The organism is Endozoicomonas sp. Z74, from assembly GCF_057680865.1.
This window is the reverse complement of record NZ_JBLYZI010000116.1, coordinates 1-15,608: the sequence shown is the minus strand read 5'-3', so window position 1 is coordinate 15,608 and position 15,608 is coordinate 1. Positions and strand designations below refer to the sequence as shown.

Genomic DNA, 15,608 nt, shown 5'->3' with positions numbered 1-15,608 from the left:
CCGGAAATACCTTGTGCATCACCGGCAATGGGTGAGGGCGGCAGAGTTTTATGGAGGACACCGATCTGCTCTGGGGACATCATGGGTATGGACTTCAGGATGTCTTGGAATTGCTGAGGTTTCATGGCTGGAACTCCACTTTACACGACAATTCTCATGCTCAGGGAGTATAGACCATGTTAGCAACATTTAATTTGAACAGCGCCGCATTCCCTGGATAAGGTTATCGAAATCGCTTTTAGTATCACCAATTGGAGACTTTTCCTGGATAAGGGTAAGAAACTTCCTCCAAGATTCGAACGTAGTTTTTGTTCCATTGTAAAATTGGTCATCAAAATTAAAACTACTCAAAGCTATCAAAAAAAAGAAAGGCACATACGGTATGTTTTCTGCCAAGTATTCCGAAAACAGCTGAAGATCCTCCTCATGTAAGCGCCTTATGTAAGACATTAAAGTTTTTGCCAATATAACATCCCAGCCTACCTCCTTTGCCTCATCTGGAGGCGCTTTTCTTCGGTCTTTCTCCTCCCAGTCATCATCACCATTGCCATCCCCCCTGCACTACAGCCACTGGAGACCGTAGAATGTGTTGTATGATGGATCCCCTGCCAGGATTGATGATCACTTTCTTTATTGTCAGCCCCTATGGAAGCAGCCTGCTCAGAACTATCCCTATCCCCATGAACCTTCAGTCCAAGGAGAGCAATCAACAAAACCGGGAGCCAGTGGTCAACAGGGCTGAGATGACCTGAGAAAATACTCTGGATATGCCCGAAGGCCAACAACATAGCTGATGGATGAACACCGGGTACCATAACCGATGCTTTCACCGGGCAATGACTTATCAACAGAGCCAGAAGGAAACCATCCCTAAACTTCATAAACTACCCCCTGGCAGGAGTCAGTTCCCAAAATAGAATAATGAAGGTAAACATTGGCGTCGCCGGAGAGCTTTCCTACCCCCCCGACCGTTTGGCGTCATAACCTGCTTTTCTGAGAACCTCCACCATCACATCCACATGGTCACCCTGAAGCTCAACGTTGCCATCCTTCACGGCTCCACCGCCGCCACAGCGCTTCTTCAGTTGTTTGGCAAAGGCCTTCAGGTCGTTGCCTGCCAGGGGCAACCCACTGATGACCGTCACCACCTTGCCACCACGGCCTTTTTTTTCCGGACGTACCCGGACATTACCATCACCCACAGGCGCTTCTTTTACGGAGGATTCCCGAATACGGCCCTGATCGGTGGAATACACCAGTTTGCTGTTACTCATCCTGTTTACCCTGCTCTTATTCCGCCTTTAACCAGCCATTGGCCATCGCTTCATCCAGCTGGCCGAGAACATAATCCCAGAGTTTGGGGGCGAGGTTTTCCAGGTGCCGGTTTCGCCTGAGCACCTGACTGCGGGTAACCTGATATTTGGCCCATGTGCCCCCCTCGCTGTTCATGTTCTGAAGCACTGGCAGCATGCAATCCATGGCCTTGGCGAACCGGGCATCGGCGGTTTGTGCCTGTTCAAATTCCTGCCACAATGCCTTGAGTGATTCTGCCTGGGCCGGTGGCAACAAACCAAACAGGCGATCAGCCGCCTGCTGTTCCTTTTCTCCCTGCTCAGACAATGCTTCATTGGCGGCAAAGGCGAACGTGTCCCCCGCATCAATTTCTACAACGTCGTGAATCAATAGCATCCGGGTGACCCGGGAAATATCCACAGGCTCTTCAGCGTACTCTGCAAGGGTCTGCGCCAGAAGGCTGATGTGCCAGCTATGCTCGGCACTGTTTTCCTGCCGGTGGCCATCGGGCTTCACCTGTGTTTTACGATAAACCGCCTTGAGTTTATCCAACTCAAGCACAAAGGCCAGTTGCTGGCTCAGCTTTTCCATCTACACGTAACTCTTTAACTTAACTTCAACGAAAAAAGCCTCTCAAAGAGAGGCTTTAGTAAGATCCAGAAAACTCAGCCCTGTTCCAACAGGCGCCTCAAGTCAATGATCGCCGCATTGGCCCGGGAAATATAATTGGCCATCACCAGGGAGTGGTTGGCCAGCACTCCGAATCCGGAACCATTGAGAATCATCGGGCTCCACACCGTCTCCTGGGTCGCTTCCAGCTCACGAACAATCTGACGGACACTGACTGTGGCATTTTTCTTCTGCAGTACATCCGCAAAATCAATCTCAATGGCCCGCAGCAAGTGAATCAGCGCCCAGGACGTTCCCCGCGCTTCATAAAAAACATCGTCAATCTGGGTCCATGGGGTTTTTACATTCAACTGAGCGCTCGAGTCCGTGGACTGGGAAGCTTCCGCATCACCGGCCAGGTCCGTATTCAGACGGGGTTTGCCGACGCTGGCACTCAACCGCTGGGAAAGACTGCCCAGGCGAGTTTCCACATCGTTCAGCCAGCGGGTGAGGTTGTCGGCACGGGCATAAAACTGGGCGGGGTCACGGGTGTCTGGCAGCCGTACCATATAGCTGTGAAGCTTATCGATACCCCGCTGATATTCGCGCTCACTGGACGGCAGAATCCAGCTGCGGGCATCAAAGTTGAACTGAGGTTCTGCCACTGCAAGGTCACGATCCTCTCTGGACTGGGACTGGGAGCGACTGAAGTCCTTCCGCAGAGCCCGTGCCATATCCCGAACCTGAATCAACACCCCCACTTCCCAGTTAGGCATATTATCCAGAAATACCCCCGGGGGCATTACATCATTTCTGAGAAAACCACCGGGTTTATGCAAAAGAGTGTCGGCGATGGTATAAAGCGTTGCAGTCGTCGTATAACCAGTCACTACCTCAATGCCATCAGCAGCGGCCAGTTGTTCCGCATTGGCCTGCACAGAGAAGGGCTCAGGTTCCTGGCTCCAGTACCAACCCACCAGAAGCAGCAGCAGTGCCAGAACCGCAACCAGTACCATAAATGCCTTGCCACGCACCAGGCAGGTGATGCCCTGCAACGAAGATCGAACCTGCTCTTTGACTTTTTCCAGTGCCATAATCCCCTCATTCACCACAGGCCTGTCATTGGAAAAACACCTTTTCCAGGAGGCTGTCCGAGAATAGCGCCCGTAGCGAGGACGATAGGAAATTGAGGATAAAAATTCGGTTTGGTAAGGTGAATAGTGGTTCTATTTGCCGAACAAAAGCGAATTTTAAGACCAATTTTCTACCGCCACAGTAGGGCAGTCTATTCTTGGACAGTCTCCCAGCGTAAAGGCTATCCGACTCAGCCATCCTGGTCACCTGCCCTTGTTAGTTTACGGGCAGTTAATAGCTGCGATTGAAGCGGTATTATCCTCCAATATCCCCTTAAGTGCGAGAACCACAGATGAATAGGCCTTAAAGCTGAAATCAGGCACCTCTTATAAATGCCCCGGACGCCCCAGGTAATAGCCCTGCCCTCCATGAATGCCCAGCTTGAGAAGCGTATTCCACTCATTCTCATGCTCAATCCCCTGGGCAAAAATTTGAATATCCCGGGCGCCCGCCAGCATGGCCAGGGTCCGGATATACAGTTGATTACCCTGGTTTTCATCAATGTCTCTGATAAAACTGCTGTCCACCTTGATGTAGTGGAAATCCATAGCCTGCAAAGAAGCCAGAGCCTGGCTGGCAATGCCAAAATGATCCACCGAAAACCGGCACCCAGTGGATACCAGCTTGCGCACTCTTTCCGCCATCTGATCTCCCACCAGCACCAGTGTCCGCTCTGGTGTTTCCAGCACCAGCCTTCTGGATACATCCGGCCTCGATCTCAGGGTAGTGAAGAGCCAGTGGTAAAAACGCCCATCCATTAACGAGTGAGGGGCCAGGTTAAGGCAGTAGACCTGGTGCTCATCGGTGTGCTCCATATGATCCGCCAGTGCCAGGAAAACCGCCCGGTCAAATTCAGCATGCAGACCAAAGCGTTCTACCATGGGCAAGAACGCTTCTGCGGAGACCTGCTCTCCCTCCAGCTTCAGACGGGCAAATACTTCTTTGAACAGCTGCCTTCCCTGACGATCAAAAACGGGCTGACAATGCAATTCAATTTGCCGCCGGGTAAACACGTCTTCCAGGGTTCTTCTCCACTGTTCATCGCTCCAGCGCATATAGGCGTGACTCTCCTCACCACTGACGTCCGCCACTTCCCAGCAATTATTGACCTGAACTTCCAGGGAAAGCATCAGCTGTTCAACCTGGTCAAACAACGCTTCAGTACTGCACCTCCCACGATGAGTGACAGAAGCCATATGGAGATGGTTGTCACCCGAAGTGGAATTAAAACAGTGCATGGAGGCCAGCTCACGGAACATCAGCTCAGTCACTTGACGATTTTCATCCAGGGTACAGGCCGGGAAAAAAACCATGAAGATGGAGCCTTCAATCCGGCCCTGAAAAGCCTGCTCCCAGGGAGACAGGGTTTTGTCCACCTGTCGGCTGGCTTCCAGCAGTAGCTCATCCACATACTTATGCCCCTTGGTGCGATTCAATTCATCCAGCCCCCGGATCTGAATCATCAACAGACTGCCCCCGGCCTCCCCCCGCTCCTCATCCAGGGCACTGCTGATACGATCCCTGAAGGCCCGTCGGTTGAGAGTACCGGTCAAGGGGTCCGTGAGCGCCTTCCGTCGCAACTCTTCAGTCAATACCACTTTCTCCGTAAACAACTGCTCCAGTTTACCGGCCATCCGGTTCATGGCCTCCACCACCCGGCGAAGATCCCGGGTTCTGGGGAGAACCGGCTGAATCTCGAACCGTCTATGGCAAATGGCATTGGCCTGTTTTTCCATCCGCCCCAAAGGTCGGAGCACAATGCCAAGGAAAATATTCAGCCCCATAATCGCCAACAGCAAGCCAGAACCGAACAGAATCACATCGCCCCGGGTTTTTGACCACAAACTCCGATAGGCATAACCTGGGTGGCTCACCACTTCCAGAGTTCCCATGGGCATCCAGCCACCATTGATTTCACTGCTCACCGCCGGGGACTGGAGATCGATCAGCCGAATAAACCAGTTGGGGATTTCTTCCATCACCACCGTGTGTTCACTTTCCACCAGCACTTTTCCACTCATATCCGAAAAGCGAATCCGTTCGTAATACCCCCGGTCAAAAACCGCATCGATCATGGAGTCGATCGCCGCCACATTGATCCCGGCATCCCCCTGTCCGGCAGAGGCAATGGCCACCCCCAGCGAAGTAGCGGTATCCTGAGCATGAGAGTTTAACTCCAGCTGCATGTAGTGGCGGGCATCCGACACGGTCAACATCAGGCTGCCTGTAAACAACAACACCAGCAGTAAAGTCAGATAAATGGCCAGTTCACGAAGTAGCGTCATGGCGGCGTCCTTGTTTCTGGTTTTGTTTTGGATTCTTTTACCGGCCGCTGGATGGAACGGCCTGGAGAACGCTTGTTCTCTTTGCTTCGCCCAATAGCCTTCAACCGACCCTGGTCACTGGACTGCTGAAGCCGTTGGCGTAACTCTGTCCAGGTTTTGATCCGGGTAGACTCTCCCAGCCGGACCCCTTCCCCTCGCTGACGGGACAACCAGAGGCCATCACCATTGAAGTTGTAGACCGGTGCCAGATCCTTCCTCTGGCTGGCAGGGCGTATCTCCTTCACCAGGTTATCCAGTATCAGAGGCTCTTTTCCCGGCTGTGAATAATAACTGAGTACCATATGCGCCTGATTCAACTCCAGCGCCTTGACATAAGTGATCCGTAATTTCCGGTCAGACACCCCCAGCTCCCTGAGAGTAAAGTACTTGGCAATGGAAAAATCCTCGCAGTCCCCCCCGCCACTGGCCAGGAACTCCACCGGCGTCGCCCAGAAATCCTTCTGTCCCCAGTGATCAATGTCATCCACAAACCGCATCCGATTGAAAAAATCGTTCACCTCAAGCAGCTTCTGGGCCTCCGGCAACTTCTGGCTGTATTCAACCAGATTCTGCCAATGCTCCAGGCGCTGAACAGCTGCCATGCCATAAATCCTTCTGACATTGTCCAGCAGAGCCTGGCCGATGATCAGGTCACCCGCCAGAACCGGGGCAATCAGCCAGTGTAGCCATTGAATCCTGAATAAAGGGTTGAATAAATGAGCAAGCATAACTTCCCTGTCAGCCGGTTCTGCTTCTCTCTAGCATCGGCAACGGGTCGTCATTACGTTAAGAAATGGTCAGCCAGGTAAGGAAAAACCGGCTAAAGGGCATAACAGGGTTGGCTGATGGCTCGATCTATGCTTATAATTCCCACCGCTTCAGGGCCTATAGCTCAGTTGGTTAGAGCAGTGGACTCATAATCCATTGGTCGCAGGTTCGAGTCCTGCTGGGCCCACCATTATCCCCCGCAAAACACAGGCTATTCAGCCACTTCCCCTAATAAATCTGCACAGTGTCACAGCTCCAAAAAGGGCTGTCATGTCACAAAAGCATCCTGTCGCTACTGAAAGCCCTGCTTTAAACCTTTTTTTAACCGCTGATCGTGCCCGCAAAGCACACACGACCAGCCGGGTTTAAACAGCGTTCTTAAAAACTGAGGAGGCTCACTGATTCACCGGTGTAAACGTCCGGACCGTATGAGGTGGGCGTCGGTGGCGCAGCTCATTGGCCATATACTCCATATACGGTTTCACATGGCCGAAAATCGTTTTGTAAGAGCCGCAAAGGTGATTTTGCTTGTAGGTATCCCCGATTTCCACCACGCGATGCTTCGGGCAGCCGCCATGACAGAGGTTGAGATATTCGCACTTCCGGCACTCGTCGGTGAGGGTCGTTTCCTTGCTGTTACCAAAGGCCTGCTGCTTTTCCGACTTTGCCATGGTGATCACGGACTCGTCATTAATATTCCCCAGCTTCAAATCTTCATAAACAAAATGGTCGCAGGGGTAAAGATCGCCATTCTGTTCAAGCACCAGGGCATTGCCGCAGGTTTTCTGGAAAATGCAGATGGAGGGATCATAACCCAGAGTCTGGGCCAGAATGGTCTCAAACATCCGGACATACACTTCACCCACATCGTTTTTCACCCACTCATCAAAGACCGCCGTCATAAACCGGCCATAGCCCTGATCAGGAACGGAAAAACCGGTCATTTCCGGTTTGGGGTGCACCGGGAAGATCAACTGTTCATTTTCAATCCGGGCATCCGCCTCCATCACTTCCACAATTGGAATATATTGATGAAAGTCGGAACCAATGGATTTCAGGAAGCGGTACACCTCAAGGCCATGGTCACAGTTGTGATCATTAATGACGGTCAGGGTATTGAACTCAACCTTATACTTCTTCAGTCGTTCAATAGCGGCCATGATTTTTTTGAACGTAGGGGTTCGCCCTTTGGTCACACGGTAGCGGTCGTGGAGGTGCTGAGGGCCATCAATGGAGATCCCCACAAGAAACCGGTTATCCGCCAGGAACCGGGCCCACTGGTCGTTAATCAGCAAACCATTGGTCTGGATGCTGTTATTGACCTTTTTGCCATTTCCGTATTTCTTCTGGAGTTTCACCACTTTTTTAAAGAAATCCAGGCCACAGAGTGTAGGCTCTCCCCCCTGCCAGACAAAGCCCAGCTCCGGCTGCTGCTCCTGGGCTTTGACTTGCTGCCGGATGTACTGACGCAGGGTTTCCTCATTCATCCGCATCGGCGTATCCCTGCCGTAAATGTCCTCTTTTTCCAGGTAGAAGCAGTAATCACAGGACATGTTGCACTGGAAACTGCTGGGCTTTGCCATGATATGGAACACTGACTCTGTCAAAATAACCTCGAAAAACTGTTAGCGCCTGACTGCAGAACAAAGCCCGTTACTGCTCAAACGGAAGGTCTACATCGATAAAACAGGGAATTATATTATTTTACCTTATTTTTTACATTGAGAAGAATCAACGTTTGTGGTCGTCTGAAAGCCTTTGAAATCACCTGTAAACATTTTCTCATTATTGTTATTTATTTTTCTTTTATGGTCTTGTTCAATGCAGGCACTGCCTGTGCGTTCAGGAAGTGATTACCCTGAACAAGACCCAGAGAAGCAAAGCTAAAGAGTTTCCTCTTCAGAGATAATCGAGACACCACAGGGATACTAACGCTTGCAGTACTGCCAATAACTCAAACCAGAAAGAAGAACAAAGAACGCCGGATCACTCCAGCCAAATCCAACAAAAATACCCGTCACTGCAGCGTAACCGGTGATGACGACTCCGAGAAGGTTGGTAATCACCAGGGCTTTCAATAACTGACGAACGGTTTCCCGATGCTCTATTTTACGCAACAACAGACTGATTGCAGCCACGCCCCCCAGAAAGATACTGGTATGCTGGGAGAGAAAATAGGCATACCGATCATTGATTTCCACACCATACATTGGCCACATCACAGCAGGTAGAAAAAACAGTGCAAAAGCAAATACTGCGTAGATGCATCCATGCAGGGTTAAAAACTGTTTATTGTTCATAACAGCCTCCTTAATACAGAACAGGGCCATTATTGATACAAGTCAGAGGCTCATTAATATCGAAAATGATACCTCGTACTTCACCCACCCCCATTTGCTTTAAACGCTCAGAATGCATGGCCAGGTATGCTCTGGCGCATTCTTCATCCTTGAACAGGTAGATACCGCCACCCAGTTTTTCTTTTTTACTTTCCGTCCATATTTTCCAGATCAGCCCAGGCTCATGATTGATGGACTCGGCCAACTCTACCAGGGCATCAGACATCTCTTTACCCATTGGACCATTATAATCAAAATCCACTTGCAGTAGCTTCATGACCTACCTTCCCGTTTTCTGAGGACAGTGAATATCCAGCCCTCTTGGTTGATGGCGTTATTCTTTCCTATAAAAGCCAGGCATAACAGTTCATAATCCTGTGCATTCATGTTCAAAAAACTCACAGTTATGCGACTGAAAACCACCCTTGAGCAGTGGGTGACACTACTGGAAATAGAGAGTGCGGGCAGCATTCAAGCCGCCGCAGGCGCTCTCAATAAAAGCCATACCACGCTGATTTACACCATCAAAAAGCTGGAAGACCAACTCAACTTGAAGTTGGTGGAAGTAAAAGGAAGGCGGGTGGTATTAACCGAACAGGGAAAATCCCTGCTTCGCCGGGCCACAGCCATGCTGGATCAGGCCCGTAAGCTGGAGGAGATCAGCCATCAGTTTGCTGCGGGCATGGAGTCCGAAATCACTGTCGCCATGGATCACTTGTGCGACCCTGATCTTCTTTACCGTTCAATGGCCAGATACGCAAAGCAAAACAGTGCCACCTCTATTCAGGTAGTGGAAACCTCCCTATCCAAAACCACGGAGATGGTCACCAGCGAGCAGGCCGACATTGCAATTATCACTCTGCCAGTCACCAACTATCCCGCAGAAGCCTTTTCTATGGCCAGCATGGTGCCTGTTGTCTCTGTCAAACACCCACTGGCCGATCAAAACCAGGTCTGCATGGCCGATGTTTCTAACTGCTGTCAGATTGTGGTGCGGGATTTAGGCGCTGTTTCACAAACAAAAGTGCCTCAGGATGCAGGGTGGCTGAAAGCACATCAACGCATTACGGTTGACAATTTTGATCATGCACTCCGGGCAATAGAGCAGGGAGTTGGCGTTGGCCGGCTGCCAGAACACCTTGTCGCCCAGCGGAATCAGGGCCAGCTGAAGGTACTTGAGGTCGAACAGGCAAACAAGTATCAGGTTCCGCTGCACCTTACTTTGCCAAAAGGGGCAAAAACCGGCCCAGCCGCTAAAGGTTTTTACGATTTTTTAATCACCCACCAACAATCAGGCAATGGGTAAGCGACTGAGTACGGGAATCGCTACTGCCAATCAGCCTGTTTTTCCTTGCTGGCTGGCATAAGACAAGTTGCCTTTTTTATTGAAGGGGTTCAGGCACCGAACCCGTCGCTCCTGTCTCAGTTGTCATCGGTGGAGTAACCGAAGAAGTCTCTTCCCCTGTCAACCTGAGCATATAAAGCCCATAGGCCGTATCGCTGACAGCAATATTGCCTGAGGGCAGAAATGGATAAACGCCCCAGGCACCGTCGAAATCCGGGGAGTCTGTTTTTGGAAAGGGAAACGTATCAAAAAAGCCCACTTCAGTGATATTCAGAGGGTCAGAAACATCAAGAACCGTTAAGCCCCTTCGATAGTTGGATATATAATAATGATTCCCCACAGTGAAACCATTATGGTCGGTTGCATAAGTATTGGATCTGAAAGTATGAACGAATTCAGGCTTCTTTAAATCGGATATATCAAGAACTCTTACCACCATTTTAGCGTCATAGTCTTCTTCATCGCTTTCATCGTGAACAAAGACATAGCGCATATCACTTGAGTACCATCCGGAGTGGGAGTATGAACACCGCTTATAGCCAATTTTACTGATTCTCCATGGCTTACGCTTATTGGTCATATCCCAGATAATAACACCACACTCCTTATTGTCATCGTCATTGGAATCGTGAAATTCAATCATCACTTCACAATAAGCATGACTTTCAGGATCCTTGCACGCCAACCTCCGATCATCGTCAATCACCATAGTAACGATATCATGAGAATACCCCCTCCTGGCCTGCCCCATTTTTTTCAATCTTTCCGGACGATCAAGGCTGTAAAAAACAGCCCGCCCCTGGGCTTTTTCATACCGCCTCTGAGAGGTAAAGCCGGAGCTTTTCATTCGACCAAGCTCCTCATTATTTGACACACCATAATTGGAACCTATGGCATACAGATAAGGGGTCATTCCAGGCAAAGGGATGCCTGTGGAAAAGTCGGTATTACTGATAAAAAGATTGTGAATTTCAAGCATGAACCGGGTGTTATAACCAACCTGCCTGATATTACCGGGATCCGATACGTCAATTATCTGAATCCCTTTTCCTTTGTTACCTTCCTGGGTATCAGTGGAAATATAGGCATAGATCTTGTAATTCCCTGTTGCCAGATCTTTGTACTGGTATACCTTTGCATCCCGCCAATATACCACTTTCGATTTAATGAACTTGACTTCAAAAGGGTTAACGGGATTACTCACATCCACAACAGCGATACCATTGTCAAAGGTGATGATGACATATTCCTTTTTATTGTTCATATTCACAAAGCCCCATATATCCATGGCTTCATCAGGACTCCCTGAAAAGGTTTTTAACGGCATATGGGATAAACGGTCAACATTGTGGCACCGGTTCGGCCCTGAAAGCCCTTTACTGCATGGTTCACTTCCTTTGGCCGAGCTCTTCAGAGCCTCCCGCTGAAACCTTCTCAATTCAGAGAGGTCCTCAGTACTCAGATTCACTTCAAAAAGAAGGTCATTTTGATCCGATACTTCTTTCAGTTTCCTTCCGGAAACCCTTTCAATCTCCCGCTGAGCTAAGGCATGTTTCAACGACCAGGGAACTCCGGTCATGTATTTTTTAACATTCTTGATATGATTACCTCCTCTCATATAGCGAACATTCAGTTGTCCCGAAATTATTTTATACAGTGTATCAAAGTCGTTAATAACATATTTACTGTCCATTATCGTCAAAGTGTCGCCTTTGAGTAGCCTGACATCTCCACCACTTTCAGATAGACAAGGTTCGTCCTCACTCAGGCAGTTGGCATTGTTAGACCCATTACTTGAAAAAAAAAGGTGTTTATTTCGATCTGGCATTTTCATGCCTGCACAGGCAGTATCAAGCACAAAAATAAGAGCAGAAACAATAAAAAACAGCGGTTTCATAACGTTTAACCTCTGATCAGTATTTTTTCCCACCACAATAAAGAGCTGATGACCATGAACGGATTACAGTCTAGTTTACTTTCAGAAAACATGACCCAGATAAACAGCTCAAAATAAAATCCAGCTTGTAAGCTTATCGACCTGAAGCCTTTGATGTTCTTTGTTGAGGTAATTGGTCACAACAGTGAGTTCAACTTGTGAACAAGTTCATACACTTCCTGATTTTTTTTGGGGCTTTTGTTCCTTATCCCATCGAAAATCAGGTCAGTGATCTGCCCTGAAGTCTGATCGATGTCCATAGACTGGGGTTCTGAGCTGCCAGCCTGAAGCCCCCACAGGTAATGTTCAAGTGTGCCAAACAGAGTGTTGCGGACGAGGGTGACGCAGGTATCCGGTTTCAAGTCACCGGCAACAATGCCTTCCCGGGTAATATTGACGACAATCTCTGTATAACGTCGATTCAGGCTCCTGACCTGCCGGGAAAGCTCGTTATCGATTCCACGGGACTCATTGAGAATCACGCCACACAACGCACTGTTGTGAGTCATGATATTCAGATGGTTCCAGACCACATAGTACAGCCGCTCACGTGTGCCGGAAACACCTTGGATACCTTCTTCGATCAGCGCTGTGATCTGCTGGTAAAACTGCTCCATGACCTTCAGCACCAGCATGCGCTTGGTAGGAAAGTAACTGAATACTGTGCCCTCAACGATACCCGCACGGTCAGCAATTTCAGCCACTGTGGCTTTTTCATAGCCCCGAGCCTCAAACACCTCCCGGGCAGCCTTAAGAATATCCCGAATCCTGGTTTCCCGGGATTGTCGTGTTGTTTTTTTTCGGGTTGCAGTCGCCATGGAAAAGCACTTCTTAGCCTCTGTAAGTCTTATGCAGAATTTAAACGCTTTTGGTTGATAAATACAGTGAGTCCGTATTCAGGCTTTCTAATGAGAACAACAAACACCAACAATAAACAGCAACAATAAGTTACAAAAGTAATCATTGATCCAGATCAACAATGATCACGATTAGAAGCGTTAACCGAAGAACAAAATCGTTTTCTTTTGATCTGGGTCAGGCCAACAAAAGGCATGCTGTATAAAAATTGCGCGCCGTGACTCTCCCTCGTTTTATCAAACTCATTAGACGTTGGACTGATAGGAGTCCTCTGCGGGTTAGAGGGCTGAGCGGATTTAAGGCCTGAACCAACAAAAATCAGGCCAACAGAAAACTCTGAATGAAAGGTTTCCATTGATGCGTAGCGCATTTACCGTATTACAAAAAATCGGGCGGTCATTGATGCTGCCCGTGGCAATTTTGCCAGTGGCAGGTATCCTGCTGGGGGTAGGCAGTGCAAACTTTGGTTTTCTGCCGGATCTGCTCAATCATATTATGGCTCAGGCCGGTGGTGCGGTATTTGGCAACCTGCCACTGCTGTTTGCCATCGGTGTTGTTCTTGGCCTGACCGATAACGACGGAGTGTCCACTCTGGCGGCCGTTGTTGGCTATGTCGTCCTGCTGGGCACCATGGGGGTTATGGCCGATACTCTGGGCGTTGAAACCAAGTCCATTATGGGAATCAATTCCATTGATACCGGCGTGTTTGGCGGTATCCTGGCCGGTATTCTGGCTTCCATGATGTTTAACCGGTTCTACAAGATCAAGCTGCCTGAATACCTGGGCTTCTTTGCAGGCAAACGTTTTGTTCCCATTGTTACAGCCTTTGGTGCAATTTTCCTGGGCGTTATCCTCAGCTTTATCTGGCCTCCCATCGGCAATGCCATCGAAAGTTTTGGTAACTATGCCTCTGAAGGCAACCCGGTCACCATGGGCTTCGTGTATGGCTTTATTGAACGACTGCTGATTCCTTTTGGCCTGCACCACATCTGGAATGTGCCTTTCCAGATGCAGATGGGTGAATTTGTGACCGCAACCGGTACCGTCGTCAACGGGGACATTCCCCGTTTCTTTGCCGGCGACCCGACCGCCGGATTCCTGGCCGGTGGCTTCCTGTTCAAAATGTTTGGTCTGCCTGCCGCTGCGATCGCCATGTGGCACTGTGCTGAAACCAAAAACCAGAAGCGTGTGGGCGGCATCATGATTTCTGCAGCCCTGACCTCCATGCTGACCGGTATCACCGAGCCCATCGAATTCTCCTTCCTGTTTGTGGCGCCTGTGCTGTACGGTATTCATGCGGTTCTGGCGGGTATTGCATTCACCATCACCAACTTCTTCGGCATCAAGATGGGAGCCTCTTTCTCCCACGGCCTGATCGACTACAGTCTGTTCTTTGGCATCGGCACCAAGCCCGCCATGATTCTGGTCTGGGGCGCCGCTTATGCAGTGATTTATTACACTGTTTTCCGTTTCGCCATCAAGATGTTCAACCTGAAAACCCCGGGTCGTGAAGACGAAGCCGAGATGGCTGTATCGGTTGAAGTGGGGAGTGAACTGGCCAGAAAACTGTTTATCGCTTTCGGTGGCCAGAGCAACATCAAGAGTGTTGATGCCTGTATCACACGACTGCGAGTGACTGTTCATAAGCCTGAAAATGTTGATGTAGAAGCCATCAAGGCTCTGGGTGCTACCGCGGTTCTGGTGGTAGGTCAGAACATGCAGGCCATCTTTGGCCCTAAATCGGACAACATCAAGACTGAGATGAATGAACTGATCAAGAGCGGTCAGGCACCTGAAGCGGATCTTGCCGTTGCCTGATAAAGCAGAGTCATTCTTTCACTGTCAGTAAGCCCATGCCGCTTTTGTCATTGTTGATAAAAGCGGCATTTTATTATGTTACTCAGATGATTCGGATTCCGGGATTAACTCTTCGATCATACCATCAATGGCAAAATTACGAATCAAGCGATCCTCTGAGACGGGCTTTCTGCAAGCCGGACAAGTTGGGGTATTTCCCAAGTGTTGGATAATGCACTCCCTGCAAAAACTGTGGCCACACTGAGAAATGACGGGTTCCTTGAAGATGTCCATACAAATGGGACATTCGATACTCTTTAACTCCGGTGGCAATTGACTGCCGCTGCTAGCTTTTGCTTCGCCCTCAAATGCCTCCAGGCAAGCGCCTCTTACAATGGCCTGCTCAATCCACTCTTTCAGTACTACCCGGTCATCAACGCTTCTGTCTTTTATGTATCTTACATAAAGAAAATGGCGCACTTTCTCCAGGTCTAGGCCATTGAGCACTTTTACAATCAGAGCATGATCGTCAGGAGCACCGCGGCCCAGCTCTATAATGAGCTGTGTCGATGCTACTGTGGTGAGGCCAGAAAATAGGATCGAGGTGTTCCTGGGACTCAGTTCAGTATTGATGACAAGGTAAGCCAGCGCTCTGGCCATATGGGAGGGATCCAGGTGGTTTGCCCCTTGAGTCGCCAGTGAAAACTGTTCCGCCAACCAAGGCAGAGCATCCTCATCGAAGTAGGCCTGCAATAAAGGCAGCGTAGTAAAAGATGTCCTTTGGTCTTCATACCTGGACGCTAGCTCAGTAGCTAAGCTGCCCAATACGTTTCTATCTTGTTTTTTGGAGGCAAGGGACATAGCAATAATGAGAGCTTCTGATGAAATTACCAGGCCATCCACCGGGTGGTCGATTTCCAGTGCCTGATTGATAGACTGAGCATCAAGGCTATGTTCTGCAAACATTTGCTGCCAACCCGGCAATTCATTGTTTTGCATGGCGCTGTTCAAATTAAATGTTGCTAACATGGTCTATACTCCCTGAGCATGAGAATTGTCGTGTAAAGTGGAGTTCCAGCCATGAAACCTCAGCAATTCCAAGACATCCTGAAGTCCATACCCATGATGTCCCCAGAGCAGATCGGTGTCCTCCATAAAACTCTGCCGCCCTCACCCATTGCCGGTGATGCACAAGGTATTTCCGG

Annotated in this window: 14 protein-coding genes and 1 tRNA gene; 3 read left to right on the top strand and 12 right to left on the bottom strand. The window is 49.4% G+C overall.

The window, feature by feature from the left end; genetic code table 11:
• Positions 1-479 precede the first annotated feature (479 nt).
• From ACNRUY_RS22750 to ACNRUY_RS22725, 6 genes are all read right to left on the bottom strand, one after another.
• On the bottom strand, positions 480-881 hold the full coding sequence (locus ACNRUY_RS22750) for a hypothetical protein (protein WP_488113954.1): 402 nt from the start codon (positions 879-881) through the stop codon (positions 480-482).
• 75 nt (positions 882-956) lie between these two features.
• Complete coding sequence (yciH, locus tag ACNRUY_RS22745) at positions 957-1,274, bottom strand: stress response translation initiation inhibitor YciH (protein WP_488113953.1); 318 nt, start codon at positions 1,272-1,274, stop codon at positions 957-959.
• Positions 1,275-1,290: 16 nt separating this feature from the next.
• Positions 1,291-1,884, bottom strand: coding sequence for an HD domain-containing protein (locus ACNRUY_RS22740; protein ID WP_488113952.1), 594 nt, complete (start codon positions 1,882-1,884; stop codon positions 1,291-1,293).
• Positions 1,885-1,958: 74 nt separating this feature from the next.
• On the bottom strand, positions 1,959-2,996 hold the full coding sequence (locus tag ACNRUY_RS22735; protein WP_488113951.1) for a DUF2333 family protein: 1,038 nt from the start codon (positions 2,994-2,996) through the stop codon (positions 1,959-1,961).
• Positions 2,997-3,362: 366 nt separating this feature from the next.
• Positions 3,363-5,321, bottom strand: a complete 1,959-nt coding sequence (locus ACNRUY_RS22730; protein ID WP_488113950.1) for a bifunctional diguanylate cyclase/phosphodiesterase — start codon at positions 5,319-5,321, stop codon at positions 3,363-3,365.
• Complete coding sequence (locus ACNRUY_RS22725) at positions 5,318-6,088, bottom strand: transglutaminase-like cysteine peptidase (protein ID WP_488113949.1); 771 nt, start codon at positions 6,086-6,088, stop codon at positions 5,318-5,320. The genes ACNRUY_RS22730 and ACNRUY_RS22725 overlap by 4 nt, the downstream gene beginning before the upstream one ends.
• Positions 6,089-6,241: 153 nt before the next feature.
• Between ACNRUY_RS22725 and ACNRUY_RS22720 the strand changes: the two genes are divergently transcribed.
• Positions 6,242-6,318: transfer RNA gene (locus ACNRUY_RS22720), tRNA-Ile, on the top strand.
• Positions 6,319-6,523: 205 nt separating this feature from the next.
• Here the strand turns inward: ACNRUY_RS22720 and ACNRUY_RS22715 are convergent.
• From ACNRUY_RS22715 to ACNRUY_RS22705, 3 genes are all read right to left on the bottom strand, one after another.
• Positions 6,524-7,711, bottom strand: coding sequence for an anaerobic sulfatase maturase (locus ACNRUY_RS22715; protein ID WP_488113948.1), 1,188 nt, complete (start codon positions 7,709-7,711; stop codon positions 6,524-6,526).
• Positions 7,712-8,056: 345 nt separating this feature from the next.
• Positions 8,057-8,428: a hypothetical protein gene (locus ACNRUY_RS22710; RefSeq protein WP_488113947.1), complete on the bottom strand. Its 372-nt coding sequence runs from the start codon at positions 8,426-8,428 to the stop codon at positions 8,057-8,059.
• A 10-nt stretch (positions 8,429-8,438) separates the two neighbouring features.
• Complete coding sequence (locus ACNRUY_RS22705; protein WP_488113946.1) at positions 8,439-8,744, bottom strand: monooxygenase; 306 nt, start codon at positions 8,742-8,744, stop codon at positions 8,439-8,441.
• Between the two features lie 108 nt (positions 8,745-8,852).
• Here ACNRUY_RS22705 and ACNRUY_RS22700 point away from each other — a divergent pair, with 108 nt between their 5' ends.
• Complete coding sequence (locus tag ACNRUY_RS22700) at positions 8,853-9,773, top strand: LysR family transcriptional regulator (protein WP_488113945.1); 921 nt, start codon at positions 8,853-8,855, stop codon at positions 9,771-9,773.
• 76 nt (positions 9,774-9,849) lie between these two features.
• Here ACNRUY_RS22700 and ACNRUY_RS22695 read toward each other — a convergent pair whose 3' ends face one another.
• A complete protein-coding gene (locus tag ACNRUY_RS22695; protein ID WP_488113944.1) occupies positions 9,850-11,709 on the bottom strand; it encodes a choice-of-anchor B family protein in 1,860 nt (619 codons plus the stop codon).
• 176 nt (positions 11,710-11,885) lie between these two features.
• Positions 11,886-12,566: a TetR/AcrR family transcriptional regulator gene (locus ACNRUY_RS22690; RefSeq protein WP_488113943.1), complete on the bottom strand. Its 681-nt coding sequence runs from the start codon at positions 12,564-12,566 to the stop codon at positions 11,886-11,888.
• Positions 12,567-12,963: 397 nt separating this feature from the next.
• Between ACNRUY_RS22690 and ptsG the strand changes: the two genes are divergently transcribed.
• Entirely contained in the window at positions 12,964-14,424 is a 1,461-nt protein-coding gene (ptsG, locus tag ACNRUY_RS22685; RefSeq protein ID WP_488113942.1) for a PTS glucose transporter subunit IIBC, read from the top strand.
• A 78-nt stretch (positions 14,425-14,502) separates the two neighbouring features.
• On the opposite strand, the gene ACNRUY_RS22680 is transcribed toward ptsG, so the two are convergent.
• On the bottom strand, positions 14,503-15,432 hold the full coding sequence (locus ACNRUY_RS22680; RefSeq protein ID WP_488113941.1) for an RING finger domain-containing protein: 930 nt from the start codon (positions 15,430-15,432) through the stop codon (positions 14,503-14,505).
• Positions 15,433-15,608 lie beyond the last annotated feature (176 nt).

Coding starts and splice junctions, on each gene's coding strand:
- ACNRUY_RS22750 (WP_488113954.1), bottom strand. CDS start 881: ATGAAGTTTAGGGATGGTTTCCTTCTGGCTCTGTTGATAAGTCATTGC.
- yciH (WP_488113953.1), bottom strand. CDS start 1,274: ATGAGTAACAGCAAACTGGTGTATTCCACCGATCAGGGCCGTATTCGG.
- ACNRUY_RS22740 (WP_488113952.1), bottom strand. CDS start 1,884: ATGGAAAAGCTGAGCCAGCAACTGGCCTTTGTGCTTGAGTTGGATAAA.
- ACNRUY_RS22735 (WP_488113951.1), bottom strand. CDS start 2,996: ATGGCACTGGAAAAAGTCAAAGAGCAGGTTCGATCTTCGTTGCAGGGC.
- ACNRUY_RS22730 (WP_488113950.1), bottom strand. CDS start 5,321: ATGACGCTACTTCGTGAACTGGCCATTTATCTGACTTTACTGCTGGTG.
- ACNRUY_RS22725 (WP_488113949.1), bottom strand. CDS start 6,088: ATGCTTGCTCATTTATTCAACCCTTTATTCAGGATTCAATGGCTACAC.
- ACNRUY_RS22715 (WP_488113948.1), bottom strand. CDS start 7,711: ATGGCAAAGCCCAGCAGTTTCCAGTGCAACATGTCCTGTGATTACTGC.
- ACNRUY_RS22710 (WP_488113947.1), bottom strand. CDS start 8,428: ATGAACAATAAACAGTTTTTAACCCTGCATGGATGCATCTACGCAGTA.
- ACNRUY_RS22705 (WP_488113946.1), bottom strand. CDS start 8,744: ATGAAGCTACTGCAAGTGGATTTTGATTATAATGGTCCAATGGGTAAA.
- ACNRUY_RS22700 (WP_488113945.1), top strand. CDS start 8,853: ATGTTCAAAAAACTCACAGTTATGCGACTGAAAACCACCCTTGAGCAG.
- ACNRUY_RS22695 (WP_488113944.1), bottom strand. CDS start 11,709: ATGAAACCGCTGTTTTTTATTGTTTCTGCTCTTATTTTTGTGCTTGAT.
- ACNRUY_RS22690 (WP_488113943.1), bottom strand. CDS start 12,566: ATGGCGACTGCAACCCGAAAAAAAACAACACGACAATCCCGGGAAACC.
- ptsG (WP_488113942.1), top strand. CDS start 12,964: ATGCGTAGCGCATTTACCGTATTACAAAAAATCGGGCGGTCATTGATG.
- ACNRUY_RS22680 (WP_488113941.1), bottom strand. CDS start 15,432: ATGTTAGCAACATTTAATTTGAACAGCGCCATGCAAAACAATGAATTG.